The sequence below is a fragment of the Bdellovibrio sp. HCB209 genome, from assembly GCF_047306065.1.
GTDB lineage: Bacteria > Bdellovibrionota > Bdellovibrionia > Bdellovibrionales > Bdellovibrionaceae > Bdellovibrio.
Genome location: NZ_CP178618.1, coordinates 584,475 through 597,655 on the forward strand (window position 1 = coordinate 584,475; position 13,181 = coordinate 597,655).

Sequence of the window (13,181 nt, forward strand, 5' to 3'; positions counted from 1 at the left end):
TTTTTTAAGCTTTGTTTTCAACTGGGATATCCAAGTACTTCATAAACAACTGACTCATCTCATTCAAGATTGTCGGGTCGTTGATGTAGTTTGGATTATCGATCGCCATTGTGTTTGCCAAACCGATGAAGGCATTCACGATGATGTAAGATAGTTTATCCATGTCTTTGCCAGGAATTTGCGGCAGGTTGTAACGGATAATTTCTTGGAAGAAGCGGATAGATTCAGAAATATAAGCTGCATCTGCAACGTAGTATTGAATCGTTGTTAGCTTCGCACGCAATTCGTATTGTCTACGGTAAGTTTCGAAAGCAAGTTCCAACATTGCGCGAACACGTTGTTCCGGAGGCAGAGGGAAGATCGTGCGAATTTTTTCGCTCATGATGCGTTTGTCTTCTTCCATCAAATTTTTCACAACGGCTTGAACAACGGATTCTTTGTTTCCAAAGAACTGATAAAGGGAACCGATACTTACGCCGGCTTCTTTTGCAATTTTATCAGTAGTGATGGAGTAGAAACCTTCGGACACCAACAAGCGAGAACATGCGTCGAGAATAGTAGAGACTGTCTGACGAGAACGTTCTTGAGTGGGCGCTTTTACTATGATCTTAGTTTTCTTCGCTTTTTCTTTTTCCATAGACTGAATCATTTGAATGATTCTCCCTTTCCTTAGGACAAGAGTCCCTCTGATGAGGACAGAATAGGTCGAGCTGGACGCGCGTTCAAGTCTGGTTTTTTACAAACCCGTAATGTTTGTGTAATTTTCAATACTTTGGTCTAGGGGGCTGGACCCGCACGGACGTCAGATCGAACCTATTGCATAACGGCGACACGGCATCGTGCCTCACCGTCGCCCGGCGGTGCCGGGTTCGCGCATCCTGCGCCGACGGAGGTCGCCTTTTATGCAATAGGTTCGATCTGACGTCCGTGCTGGTTTGTCTGTTGCCAATGGTTGTAATGTTCTGGCGCGAACATTACGGGTCTTTCAAGAGAGATGGGGGCGCGGGGAGTTTGGCTTGTGGGTGCCTTTGGCCCCACTCGCTTTTTTTGGAGGCGGGGAACACTTGCGCGCTTGGGGCGCGCTCGTACCACTCGCGGTGGAGATTGTGAGTGTGACTAATTATTAGTTTAGTTCGTTTTCACAGTACATTAGGCCGCGCTCTGTGTTTGGTGGGTAGGCCATGGCTTTTGCTAATTTCTCGCACTGTTTTTTGCTGATGGATTTATTGAACTCGCGGATGCAGTGCCATCTCGCTTCGTCGCCGGAGTCTGCGTATTCCATGTTTTTGGCTACGGTTGCGCAGTCTTTGGCACTTAATTTATTCAAATCATATAGGCAGATCATGCGGGCTTCTTCGGCGTTGTTGGAGTACTCCATTTTTTTAGCCATAGCCAGGCATTGAGTTGCGGATAGTTGGGTCTTCTTTTTCTTAAGGCACTCCATGCGGGAGTCGTCTCTTTGGTCCATGGCTAGGCCCGGGCGTTTTGAGGGCTCGCAGCTTTCTACGATATTATTGCGACTGGCTTGCGGGCCAGAGGCTGCGCCGGCGTCGATAACGTAGACAGATAGTAGAGTAAGAACGGTAAAAACGATTTTCAACCAACGTGATTCCATGGAGTGTTCCTTATGCAAATGGGAAGCCTCGTGAAACTAGCTTATATTTGATTAGGTGGGCATATCCTTGTCTAACAAAGTGACAAGCGACATAAAACCCCACAAAAGGCGCCCTGTCGCTTTTTAGGAACGCTTTGTATTCCTGAAAATCGGCGGGGCGCCTTTGTCTTACGTTTTTTCCAAGGTGGGGAATGTACTGGCTGACGCGTTGCAGGTTTTGGTAAGCGAACCCTCTATGAAAAGTCTATTTATCTTCTTGTTCTCATTGATGGTTTTCTCGCCGGCGTTTGCTAGCGATATTCTTGGGCCTAACTTCCACGAAGTGGATAAAGGGCAGCTTTATCGTTCGGCTCAGCTCGATGCTTTGGAATTCAAACACTACATCAAAAAGCACAAGATTCAGACGATCATTAATTTGCGTGGGGCAGAGCCTCTTTCTTTTTGGTGGCAGCAAGAGATGGCTGTTAGCAAGCAGATGGGTGTTCTTCACTACGACATTCCAATGACGGCAGAGGAGATTCCTCATCGTAAGAATTTGTTGAAGCTTTTGGATCTATATAACATTGCTCCTCGTCCAATTCTTATTCACTGCCAAGGTGGCGCGGATCGTTCAGGTGAGGCAGCAGCTCTTTACCAAATGATTTATCAAGGTAAGAGCAAGCAAGAGGCTTTGAAGCAATTGACGTTCAAGTACCGTCACATCGCTAAAGTGAAACCTGCAAAACGTTATTTCATTGAACATGTTTGGAAGGACGAAGAGTCTGCATTCGCTAGCTATGATCCATGCAAAGCGAACTACAAATACTACAACAAAAAGAATCCATACTGCCGTGATTACGACGGCGAAGACGGGTACTAAGCTTCGCGCTTAGTTACCAACGAATTGGTTCCGGCTCGAGTTCTACACCAAAGCGCTCTTTCACATCAGCGCAAACTTGGGCCGCTGTTCTCCACACGTCATCAGCATCTGCTCCGCCGTGATTTACTAAGACCAACGCTTGTTTTTCAAACATACCTACAGGGCCAATCTGTTTGCCCTTCCAGCCAGCTTGATCGATCAACCAACCCGCTGCCAGTTTCACCATGCCATCAGCATAGGGGAAGCTCACCAGAGTTGGATATTTCTGTAAGAGTTGATCGCGTACTTGCACCGGAACAATCGGGTTCTTAAAAAAGCTTCCGGCATTTCCGATCACTGCGGGATCAGGAAGTTTGCTGGATCTGATTTCACAAACGACTTTTGAAATATTCGTAGGATTGGATTCCAAGCCTTGGCGTTCTAGCTCTTTACGAACATCGCCGTATTCCAAGTGCAGTTTGTTTTTCTTAGGCAGACGGAACGTGACTTCCCAAATCAGGTACTTACCCGCGCCGTCGTGTTTGAAATAACTGTCGCGGTATGAAAACTGACATTCAGAATTACTGAAGGCTTTCAATTCACCCGTGGCAAGTTCCACGCAGTTCACTTCAAAGATCGTGTCTTTCACTTCAACACCGTAAGCACCGATGTTTTGAATCGGGGAGGCGCCCACAGTTCCAGGAATCAGCGATAGATTTTCCAAGCCCCAGAAGCCGTTGGCCAAAGTCCATTGCACGAACTCATTCCAAACTTCTCCGGCTTGGGCTTTCACGTACCAAGCTTCGTCGTCTTGATGAACCAGCTCTCGGCCTTTGTTGGCTAAACGAATCGTCAGTCCACCGACTTTGGCTGGCAGAACCAAGTTGCTACCACCACCTAGAATTCTCCAGGTGATTTTTTTTAGCTGTTGGTCTTTCAAAAGATCTTGGACGTCAGAAAAGGAATGCAACTCTGTATAGAGCTCTGCTTGGGAGTTAAGACCCAAGGTGTTTAATGAACTAAGATTGTGTTGAGCTAGCAGTTGCATTGAAGGCAACTATATTAAAAAACGCCCGCCTTGGCCATCATTCTTTCAAGGATGTCGTCTTTGTGGATGAAGCATATGCCAAGTCCCACGCCGCTGCTCCAAACAACCTCTGCGGCCACATTGTAAACTCTTTTTAAAGAGCTCAGTTCCACAGTTAGGTTCAGCAGGTCGCCTTTTTTAGGGATGTAGTCACCTTGGCTCACTTCGAGATAGGCACCGGTAGCGGAGAGGTTGCGCATTTCAGCCGCTGACTTGCCTATGTGGCCATAGACCTCAAGTTTAGCGTTTTCTTTTGTCTGAAAGCGTTTGGCGCTCATTCATCACTCCCGTGTTCGTACTCTATTATTCTCGGGCGTTTTGAAAGATTCTCTAAGGGAAAAAGCTTGCAATCTCATATTGAGATCAAAATCTGGTCCCTACTTTTTCATATACGTAAGAAACGAAAAAGGAATAGGCAACTCCACGTCTCGACGTTGAGTGAGTTTGAAAACATTTTGGTCAATTTGCGGATAATACGTATCCCCAGGGAATTCCCTGTGGATCAGGGTTAGATAGATTTTATCGGTCAGTTTTTTTTCGATGGCTTGTTTATAAATTTCGCCACCACCGATAATGAAAACTTCTTCGCCCCATTTTTCAGTCAGAGGTTTCGCATGCGCAACAGCCTCTTCAAGGCTTGCCACATAAACCACGGGACTCTTTTCTGTAGACTCAAATTTTTGCTTAGAAGGATCGCGCGTAATCACAATGTGATAGCGATTTGGCAAAGCACGGCCATTGAAAGAATCAAAAGTCTTGCGACCCATGATCATGATATGCCCCTTCGTAGTGTCTTTGAAAAACTTCATATCCTCAGGCAGATCCCATGGAAGTCCACCTTGAGTACCAATCACATGATTTTCAGAGCACGCTACGATATGGGTTAAAATCATACTGCCACCGGAGCTTTGATGGCAGGGTGTGGATCGTAACCAACAACTTCGATATCTTCGAATTTGAAATCGAAAAGATTTTTAACGTCAGGATTCAATTTCAATTGTGGCAGAGGGCGTTCCTCACGAGACAATTGCAAATGCACTTGCTCCAAATGGTTTGAGTAAATATGCGCATCACCCAATGTGTGAACAAAGTCACCAACCTCAAGATTGCAAACCTGTGCGATCATATGCACGAGCAAAGCATAGCTTGCGATATTGAATGGCACACCTAAGAAAATATCTGCAGAACGTTGGTAAAGCTGGCAAGAAAGTTTGCCGTTCGCTACGTAAAACTGAAAGAACGCATGACATGGTGGCAAAGCCATTTTGTCGACGTCACCAGGATTGAAAGCAATGACCAACAAACGACGAGAGTCTGGATTTTTTTTGATCTGCTCAACCACGTTTGTGATTTGATCGATAGTGCGACCGTCAGCAGTTTCCCAAGATCTCCATTGTTTGCCATACACCGGACCCAAGTTGCCATTTTCATCAGCCCACTCGTCCCAGATAGTAACTTTATTTTCTTTAAGGTAGCTGATGTTTGTTTCGCCTTTTAGGAACCACAAAAGTTCGTGAAAGATCGAGCGTGTGTGCAACTTCTTAGTTGTTAGAAGTGGAAAGCCCTCTTGCAAATTGAAGCGCATTTGATAACCGAAAGTAGAGATCGTTCCAGTGCCGGTACGGTCTTCTTTTCTAGTTCCGTTTTCTAAAACGAAGTTCATCAAATCATGGTATTGCTTCATAGGTGCTCCGATCGGTTCAGGCGTATCTGGCCGTAATTTCAGTGTAATGTGCCGTTACTTTTTGTCATGCGATGAGTGCCGCATCATGGTCGGTGTCTACAAATTCTACATGGGGATATTTGTGAACGCGAAATAAACTAAGGCACAGCGGGGCATAAGAGTTGTAGTAATTCTGGGCGGAAGGAGCGCCTATGTCTCGTTATCATGGACCCATAGTATATATGATCGTAATCGGCCTAGTTGCTGGGTTGGTTTATGTAGCTGAGAAAACCAAGGATTTGAAGCTGGAAAAGCCAGTGACTCCTCCTCCAGGCGCTGTATTGATCGCCCAAAAGAATATGGGTGGCTTCAGCATGGCTCAGGTTCTGATTGAACAAGAAGTCGGCACTCTTGCCAAGCGCGGTGTGGATTGGAATCAACACCACCAAATGGTGCGCGCTCAAGTACAAAAACTTCCTGTGTCAGATATGATGATTTTTAGAGCAAAGGCTTTGGATAAAACGAGTGCTTTAGAAGAGCGCTATGTCAGTGTTTATCTTTTAAGTCTGGCCGGTATGGAAGCTCATCACGCGTTGTTCGATATCGTAAGAACTCCGATTGTTGCTTCAAAAGTAGCCAATACAAAATCTCGTGTAATTTACGATCAGCATGAATCAGCAATTCGTGCAAGAGCCATGGTCGCTTTGGATCAGTTGGCATTGGTAAATCCAGCCCAAGTTCAAGCGTCTATGAAAAAGCTCGCTCAGTTGAAATCCAGTCCGCAAATTAAAAACTATGCACGCATCAGTCTTGCGGGAATCAAACAGGGTCAACCTGGAAAACTATCTAAGTATATGAATCAAACGACAGCATCTGCGGAGGCTATGTAATGAAATCGAAAGCTCTTTTATTTTTGTATGTGCTGTCTTGTTTTTATATGGGTTACCTGCACGCGCAGTCGACTGAAAAGCCTGCTGCCGCCACAGTGATTTCAGCCAATCGCTAATAATAGAAATTAAACTCAGCCTTATACTCTTCGTGGTCTTTCGCGCCTAAGCGCAGGCCGATATTTTTGCTAAGTCCCACTTGGGCTCCAGCAAAAAGATCACGATATTCCTCTTTGCTGCCGTGGTTGTCATAACGGTACCAAGCCTCAGCTAACAGACTGAAATTATCTTTTAAGTTATAACGTAGCAGAACTGCGGGACCCGCTCCCATACGGAATTGATCATTCACAAATCTTTCATCGTAAGCAAATCCAGCACGCACCCAAGCGCTTGCTACAAAGCTTTTAAAGAATTCCTTAGACAGGCCTGCCCCGATAGAAAACGACAGTGGCAAGCAATCGTAGGCGCATTCTGATTGATAATCGCGATCCCAGCCGAACTTTAATCTCCAAGAAGGCGAGTGATTAAAAATATCCCAGTTCGACAACGAAACAATTTCGACCAAACCAAGTTTTTCAATCTGCACGCGACCTGCCTCAGGATCGTAGCTAAAATCCGTTTGCAGCATTTGCATTTCTGAATAAGCCGGATAGCCGCGAATAGGATCTAGCAAATCATGTAAGGCAAAGCGATGACCAAATGTCGTTAAGTCTTTACCGTCACGGTGAAGGTATCCTGCCTTAGCTCGGAATGAACCATGTGCTTGGTGGGGAGCATCTTGCAGTGGTGCTGGAATAACTAAATCCGCAGTTACACGGTTCACATCAGCACGAGCGATTAGGATTTGTTTTTTAAGTTTATGCTGACCTTTTTCATGCAGAACTTCGCTAGCATAGCGGAAGTCGACGTAATCCATCGCTGCATCTAAAAGCTCTTGGCGTTCTTTTTCATCTTTGACAGCAACAAGGTCATCGACGTTTTCGTTTTGAATGAATTTAGCGAAAGTAACCTTAGCTGAATCACTCAATGTGTTCAGACGAGCTTCAAAAGTCGCTCGGCCTGAGGGGCGATAGTTGACCTTTTGTACCAATCCAGGAGCATCGTAAACCAACATCATCGTGTCGCCAGGTAAAACCGCACGTTTGGTTTTTTGCACAAGCTTTAACGAAGGTCTGACGGCATCAAGAGCTGCGATAATTCTGTAAGAGCAATTTTCTGTAAAGTACCAATAATCAAAATGAGCTTGTTGCAGTTCATAGACATGGGCTACCAGTAAATCAACTTCGTCCTGTGTGAGGTTTAGGTCGTACTCCCACAAGTCACGGCTTTCGAAATCATTGTATTCGCGAACCTTGAAATAATAAGGCTGAATCTCAAAGCGCCCCGTGAACATTCCCATCAAACCCATGATGGCGTAAGTCGCAGGGGTTGCTCCCTCGGGAACTCCGGAAAAGCCCACGCCAAAATCGATCAGCTCAAACTTTTTTTCGTTCGATGAAGAGCTGCCGCGATTCAAGCGCAAGAAGGAATGCCCATAGGCTGAAGCGGGGTTATTCATGTAATACGAAGAGAATACATAAGTCGCAGAATGCGCATTCAAAATACCGCGGAAATTTTCAAAGCGTTGGCAGTCCACTTGAGGCCACGTGATTTGTGGAAGCTTGCGCTTCAAATACAAAAAGCGTCCGGGAAATAAACATTGTGCACGTTCTTGCAGATTTCCTTCGGGGGAAACTCTGGTAACAGCCGGATCAAAGATCGCTTGGATTGTGGCTTCTAATTCTGCACGGGGACTGAGTTTGCCGTCTTTAGAAAAGAAAAACAGGGGAGAGTCGGCTTGGCTTTGTTTTGTGAACCAATCGTCACGGCGATAGTTTAAAAGATTCCACCACTGAATGTCTTGATCAAGATTGAGTTTAAGCGCTTCGGTGATAGCAGCTTCAGACGAGCTTTGTGCTTGAACAGTGGAAGTTAGAATAAGGCAGAGTAAGAAGCTTAATATTTTCATAAAAAAAGAGGGACCGTAAAGGCCCCTCTCTTTATACGTTAAGCTTTTTGCTTAAGCAAAAAATTAACCTTTAACAGAGCAAACTTTTTGCGCTGTTTCGAAAACGCGCTCAGTATTTTGTTCGCCAGAGTAGATTGATTTGTAGTTGTTTTTCAAAGTAGTACCCAAAACTTGAGAATCACAGTTCATCATTTTTGAGAAAGTTGCCAAAGTCTCACCTTGACCACGAACGATGTCGTTCTCAAGAGCTACTGCGTTGTTATCCAAGAATGCTTTAGTTTCGTTAGCTGCGAATACAGAAGGACCGCAGTTAGAAGTACCAGTAGACATACCGAAAGTTTGAGAACCTGCAGTACCGTTCAAAGTAGCAGCCAAGATTTGGATTGGACCAGATTTGTTACCGAATGCAAGAGCACCAAGACCGCAACCTGCTGTGCCGTAACCACCGTTAGAAAGGTCACCTTTAGATACTGCGAATGCTGAAGAAGCGGAAACGATAACTGCTGCTGCTACGATTAGTTTTTTCATGGAAATTCCTCCGTGATGGTTATTAGATCACTCCGATTTTCTTGGAGCGTTTTTTGTACTTAAAGAATTCTGAGCTGAACTATGCGAGGAGGCAAACAAAAATGTATGACGTTTAGGTAAGCTTTGAAAACGTAACGAAGTTTTGTACGAGCGGTAACGCACAGATGCCGAAGAGCCGAAATTACTTCAGAATTTTAAATGAGTAGAGAAAATAAGTCTGTGGTATTGACAATCAATTGAGTATACGTGTACTTATGGTTGTATCTGTTAGGGAGTAGTTTGTTTGTCTTGGGGGGATCCAAGGCAAAGCTTAATGCCGACATACTGAGTTCTGATCCTGAATTAAGGCAGACTCCGGTTTAAGCGCAGGTGCCTATCCCGGCACCAGTTAACGAGACTGACACGAGTGCTACCGCATTTCGAAATTATTCGAGGCGGCAACACCGTGTGGTCTCGTTTTTTCGTTTAACGAGCCACCGGTTTTAAAAAACTGGAAGGGCTTCATGGAAGCAATCTTAAATTCGTTCTTGTTAGTCGCAGCCACCGAGATGGGGGATAAAACCCAACTCCTCGCTTTAGTCCTCGCCTTGCGCTTTAAAAAGCCGTGGACGATTATGGCGGGGATTTTCGCGGCAACCATCGCCAATCATCTATTCGCTGCATGGGCGGGCGAATCCATCGCTCAGTATGTGTCACCAGAAATTTTAAAATGGGCGTTGGCGATCACGTTCTTTGCGTTCGCAATTTGGATTTTAATTCCAGATAAGGACAATAGCGATGAAACGAAAATGCACGCGAATCCATTCTGGACGACGGCGATTCTATTCTTCGTGGCAGAGATCGGGGATAAAACGCAGCTATCAACAGTGGCACTGGCAGCGAAATATCAAGATATCTGGCTGGTGACCTTGGGCACAACTCTGGGAATGCTTTTCTCCGATGGTTTAGCTGTGTTCTTTGGCGAAAAAATTCTGCGTAAAATCTCGATGAAATGGGTGCATATTGTTTCAGCGATTATCTATGTCGCTTTCGGTGTGGGAATCCTTTTACAGTAAAACAAAGTACTAGCAACAAACTGACAGTTGGGTGCCAGAAATGGCACTGACTTCGTCCTTGGAAAATGGGTCTGTCTCACTCTGAGAAGGCCTTTCGTGTAATTGAAATTAGCGTATTTTCAGCGGGCATCCTTAGGTTGCCTCTGGTCTTCTCTTTGCAATACCCATTGGCATAAGAGGAGATTTATATGAACAAGGCAACTTACTATATTGCAGCGATGATCTTGGGTTTCTCAATGTCAGCACAGGCTCAGTTTTCTCCTTCCTATGCTGAGGATGAAGTTGAAGCATCTCAACAGATGTCTTCCGCAACAGGCAGAACTTCACAACGTGAAGAAGTTCTTCGCGTTCGTACGATTCCTAACCCATGGTTTACGATGGAACCAACGGTTGGTTATGTAAGCTCTAATTTTTCTGGTATCGAAGGTAAAAACAATTCAAGTGTCGACGCTGTTTCTCGTATGCAGGGCGGTGTTGGTTTCTTGGTCGGCCGTGGTATGTGGCAAGGTGAAACGGGTTTGTTGTATTCACAACGTGGTGGCCAATTGAAGCTGGTAAACACAGGCTATACTTCTTCTTACGATTTCACTCTGACTTATATCGATATTCCAGTGATGGCTCGTTTTTCATGGCCACACTCTTCCAAATCACATTTCTTTGCCAGAGCGGGTGTGATCGTGGGTATTTTGAGTGACGCAAAATACGATGCGACAATGACTTCTACTTACAATGGCTATACGCAAAGTTACTCAAACAATGGTGTTGATACAAAAAGCAGCTTTAACTCAACAGATATTCGCGGCGCCTTCGGTGCGGGGTATGACTGGAAGTTTGCTCGCCGCATGGGCTTAGTCGTTCAAGCGGACTTGCAAGAAAGCTTAAGCAAAGTAAATACAGGGGACTTCCTAAGTGGCCTTGATGTTTACAACTTCGGTATCGTGGTCAGCGCGGGTCTTTCCATCAAACTTTAATCTGAATCTAAATTAGACATAAAAAAGCCTGCTGGATAAGAGCAGGCTTTTGTTTTTCGCGGGTTCTTAAAACTATTGGAAGTTTTGAACTTGAGCGATGTATGGAAGATTGCGGTAGTAACCTTGGTAATCCAAACCGTAACCCACAACGAAATCGTTCGGGATTTTGAAACCAACGTGGTCAACGTCGCATTTCACTTTCAAAGCGTCTGGCTTTTCAAGCAAAGCAATTGTCGTCAAAGATTTTGGTTTGCGAGACATGATGGAGTTTTTCAAGTAGTTCATTGTAAGACCCGTATCAACGATGTCTTCAACCAAGATCACGTGTTGGTTTTCAACCGGGGAAGCCAGATCCAAAGTTACTTTCACTTCGCCAGAAGAAGAAGTGCCACCGTGGTAAGAAGCCACGCCAAAGAATTCGCAAGTGATGTCAGCATTGATAGATCTGATCAAGTCAGAATAGAACATGAAAGAACCCTTCAAAACGCAGATCGCGATGACCTTTTCGTTTTTGAATTGTTTCGTCAACGTTTCGCCCAGCTCTTTAACTTTAAGTTGGATTTTTTCTTCAGAGATATAAGGTTTCAAAGTTAAATTCGTCATGGGGCACTCCTAAACAAATGAATTATTCATGATTTCGCCGAAACCGCCGCCGCCGGGAACGATGTATTGGTGGTCGTTCAAGCCGCGCTCCTGATCCCAATATTGGCCCGGAGTTGCATCTAAAACTGCCTGAGGGGATAGCCCACGGTCAAGTCTTAAGGCATAGATTACGACTTCAGGATGAGAACCTAACAAATTCTTCAAGTACTCAGGGGTTACGATCAGGTTTAAGGCGATAAATTTTTTAGCTGGCCCCTCAATATGCTGCTTATAGTGGTTAATGGCATGAACCATCGTGTTTCCGGTCGCTCCCATAGGGTCAGGTAGGATCACGCAGGCGTCCTTAACGTCGCCACCGATTTTCATCCCGCCGAACTCAGCCCCCGTTACATGGTGTTTGCTATCTGTCATACGGGCCGAAAAAATATGGTCCTGGCGAACATTCTTAGCCTGCAGGGCAAAGTGCAGAAAGTTGTAGCAGATATGGCTTGGGTAAGTTCCCGCGCGAGCTAGATTCACGCTGACAGCTTTTTGATGTTGGGCAATGCGATTGCTGTGCAAAAGCTTATCGGGATGAGCCTCTGTCATGCGTGTCGGTTGAGAGAAGTTTTCACGATCAAATTCGTTATTCACAGTGATGGAAATCAGGTGAGTATAAAGCACTTCAACGATGCGATTGATTTCTGGTTGAAAGCATTCCGGAGAGCAAGCTTGAGCTAGCAAGCCATTTAAGAAAGGGCTATCGATCAAGTGAACGCGAGGACCATATTGATGTTTTAGTTCTTGCTGAAATTGAGCCATGAATGCCTTTCCCGCGAAGTTCGGTGAAAGGCTTCAGGTCGAGGACTAGTGGTTATCGTATTCGACGAAGATCACGAATTCGCTTTCGCCTGCTCGGAATTGAGGAGAACGCAGAACCTTGTATACATCAATCGATGTCAGCTCGTCATCATTTTCAAGGTTTGACTGAGTGGGCATAACTCCGGTCATAAAGAAGCCCGTTTCGCCGCCAATCTCGAATATAGCGGGGAAGGACTTTCTTTGAACTTCAAAGCCACCACTGGCTCCTGCTTCGCGCCAAGTTCTTTGAATCTCTAGATTTCCACGAATAGAGTTGCCTTCAACATCTGCCAGCTCAAAGAACGTCGTCAGGCCAATTTCCACCGCAGGGTTGCCGCGGTCCTTAATGCCGTAGGACCATTGCAACGTTTTTGCATTGTTAAGATTTCGTTCTTCTTTGTGAAGGATCTTAACTCCAGCGGCCTGAACTCGGCCACCGATCGCCGGGATAATACCCGCAGAGTAATCTGCGAAAGTCATAAATTGACCTGTTCCGCGGCTGGCTTCCATAAAGCGACCCAGAGTTGGGCGAACTACTTCAGCATAGTAAACCGTTAAGTGAGGACCAGAAGTTTTGGCAGCAAGTGCGCGCGCCTCTTTTTTTAGATCATCCGGTTTTGCTTCCGTGGGTGTCACTGATGCTGCTGCCACAGTGGAAGCAGATTCGGTGATCGTCAATCCATCTGCAGTCTGAGCTGCAGCAACACTTGGTTGTTCCGTTGGACTGATTTCAGGAGCCGCGGGAGGTGGAGGAGGTAAATTCTGAGAAGCATTGATTTGCACAGTCGGGCGAGCTTGTGTCGTGGCTATGTCTGCATTGGATGTGCTGCCATTATTGTAAATATAAAAACCACCGCCACCAGCCACTGCGACTAAAAGAGAAAGTTGGACAGCTGTGCTTTTAAAAAAAGACTGATACCAAGGAGCTGCTTGTGGTTTATAGCTTTCCATATCGACGCCACATTGAGCGCAATACTTATCTTGAGGTTGTTGAAAGCCACAGCGTGGGCAAGATACCATCATCGCAATTCAGTCCCTGTTATTATTCGAAAAAGCCTTATAAATAGGCTAATTCAAAGCTTCTTG

Annotated in this window: 15 protein-coding genes; 4 read left to right on the forward strand and 11 right to left on the reverse strand. The window is 45.4% G+C overall.

Going from position 1 to position 13,181, the window contains the following annotated elements; genetic code table 11:
* Positions 1-4 precede the first annotated feature (4 nt).
* Together ACLVWP_RS02865 and ACLVWP_RS02870 are read right to left on the reverse strand one after the other, a co-directional pair.
* On the reverse strand, positions 5-649 hold the full coding sequence (locus tag ACLVWP_RS02865) for a TetR/AcrR family transcriptional regulator (protein WP_413559957.1): 645 nt from the start codon (positions 647-649) through the stop codon (positions 5-7).
* A gap of 474 nt (positions 650-1,123) precedes the next feature.
* A complete protein-coding gene (locus ACLVWP_RS02870; protein ID WP_413559959.1) occupies positions 1,124-1,615 on the reverse strand; it encodes a hypothetical protein in 492 nt (163 codons plus the stop codon).
* Between the two features lie 235 nt (positions 1,616-1,850).
* Here ACLVWP_RS02870 and ACLVWP_RS02875 point away from each other — a divergent pair, with 235 nt between their 5' ends.
* A complete protein-coding gene (locus ACLVWP_RS02875; protein ID WP_413559960.1) occupies positions 1,851-2,474 on the forward strand; it encodes a tyrosine-protein phosphatase in 624 nt (207 codons plus the stop codon).
* Between the two features lie 13 nt (positions 2,475-2,487).
* On the opposite strand, the gene murB is transcribed toward ACLVWP_RS02875, so the two are convergent.
* The 4 genes from murB to ACLVWP_RS02895 all read right to left on the reverse strand — a co-directional run bounded on the left by murB (position 2,488) and on the right by ACLVWP_RS02895 (position 5,224).
* Positions 2,488-3,501: a UDP-N-acetylmuramate dehydrogenase gene (gene murB / locus ACLVWP_RS02880; protein WP_413559961.1), complete on the reverse strand. Its 1,014-nt coding sequence runs from the start codon at positions 3,499-3,501 to the stop codon at positions 2,488-2,490.
* Positions 3,502-3,515: 14 nt separating this feature from the next.
* On the reverse strand, positions 3,516-3,818 hold the full coding sequence (locus ACLVWP_RS02885; RefSeq protein WP_413559963.1) for a PilZ domain-containing protein: 303 nt from the start codon (positions 3,816-3,818) through the stop codon (positions 3,516-3,518).
* A gap of 99 nt (positions 3,819-3,917) precedes the next feature.
* Positions 3,918-4,433, reverse strand: a complete 516-nt coding sequence (locus ACLVWP_RS02890; protein WP_413559965.1) for a dihydrofolate reductase — start codon at positions 4,431-4,433, stop codon at positions 3,918-3,920.
* Positions 4,430-5,224 carry a thymidylate synthase gene (locus tag ACLVWP_RS02895; RefSeq protein WP_413559966.1) on the reverse strand — a complete coding sequence of 265 codons (795 nt, stop codon included), beginning with the start codon at positions 5,222-5,224 and terminating at the stop codon, positions 4,430-4,432. Before ACLVWP_RS02895 ends, ACLVWP_RS02890 begins: the two co-directional genes overlap by 4 nt.
* Positions 5,225-5,415: 191 nt before the next feature.
* On the opposite strand from ACLVWP_RS02895, the gene ACLVWP_RS02900 reads away from it, so the two are divergent.
* Positions 5,416-6,093 carry a hypothetical protein gene (locus tag ACLVWP_RS02900; RefSeq protein WP_413559967.1) on the forward strand — a complete coding sequence of 226 codons (678 nt, stop codon included), beginning with the start codon at positions 5,416-5,418 and terminating at the stop codon, positions 6,091-6,093.
* Positions 6,094-6,205: 112 nt separating this feature from the next.
* Here ACLVWP_RS02900 and ACLVWP_RS02905 read toward each other — a convergent pair whose 3' ends face one another.
* Together ACLVWP_RS02905 and ACLVWP_RS02910 are read right to left on the reverse strand one after the other, a co-directional pair.
* Positions 6,206-8,098 (reverse strand): DUF4105 domain-containing protein, encoded by a 1,893-nt coding sequence (locus ACLVWP_RS02905; protein WP_413559969.1) that lies wholly within the window; start codon positions 8,096-8,098, stop codon positions 6,206-6,208.
* A gap of 63 nt (positions 8,099-8,161) precedes the next feature.
* Positions 8,162-8,626 carry a DUF3015 family protein gene (locus ACLVWP_RS02910; RefSeq protein ID WP_413559970.1) on the reverse strand — a complete coding sequence of 155 codons (465 nt, stop codon included), beginning with the start codon at positions 8,624-8,626 and terminating at the stop codon, positions 8,162-8,164.
* A gap of 503 nt (positions 8,627-9,129) precedes the next feature.
* On the opposite strand from ACLVWP_RS02910, the gene ACLVWP_RS02915 reads away from it, so the two are divergent.
* Together ACLVWP_RS02915 and ACLVWP_RS02920 are read left to right on the forward strand one after the other, a co-directional pair.
* Entirely contained in the window at positions 9,130-9,681 is a 552-nt protein-coding gene (locus tag ACLVWP_RS02915; protein ID WP_413559971.1) for a TMEM165/GDT1 family protein, read from the forward strand.
* 188 nt (positions 9,682-9,869) lie between these two features.
* Positions 9,870-10,652: an outer membrane beta-barrel protein gene (locus ACLVWP_RS02920; RefSeq protein ID WP_413559973.1), complete on the forward strand. Its 783-nt coding sequence runs from the start codon at positions 9,870-9,872 to the stop codon at positions 10,650-10,652.
* Positions 10,653-10,724: 72 nt separating this feature from the next.
* Here ACLVWP_RS02920 and hpt read toward each other — a convergent pair whose 3' ends face one another.
* The 3 genes from hpt to ACLVWP_RS02935 are packed head-to-tail and all read right to left on the reverse strand — an operon-like array spanning position 10,725 to position 13,118.
* A complete protein-coding gene (hpt, locus tag ACLVWP_RS02925; protein WP_413559974.1) occupies positions 10,725-11,255 on the reverse strand; it encodes a hypoxanthine phosphoribosyltransferase in 531 nt (176 codons plus the stop codon).
* A gap of 9 nt (positions 11,256-11,264) precedes the next feature.
* The gene (locus tag ACLVWP_RS02930; RefSeq protein WP_413559975.1) at positions 11,265-12,056 is read right to left on the reverse strand and encodes a uracil phosphoribosyltransferase; all 792 of its coding nucleotides are present in this window, start codon (positions 12,054-12,056) and stop codon (positions 11,265-11,267) included.
* Between the two features lie 45 nt (positions 12,057-12,101).
* Positions 12,102-13,118, reverse strand: a complete 1,017-nt coding sequence (locus ACLVWP_RS02935) for a hypothetical protein (RefSeq protein ID WP_413559977.1) — start codon at positions 13,116-13,118, stop codon at positions 12,102-12,104.
* Between the last annotated feature and the right edge of the window lie 63 nt (positions 13,119-13,181).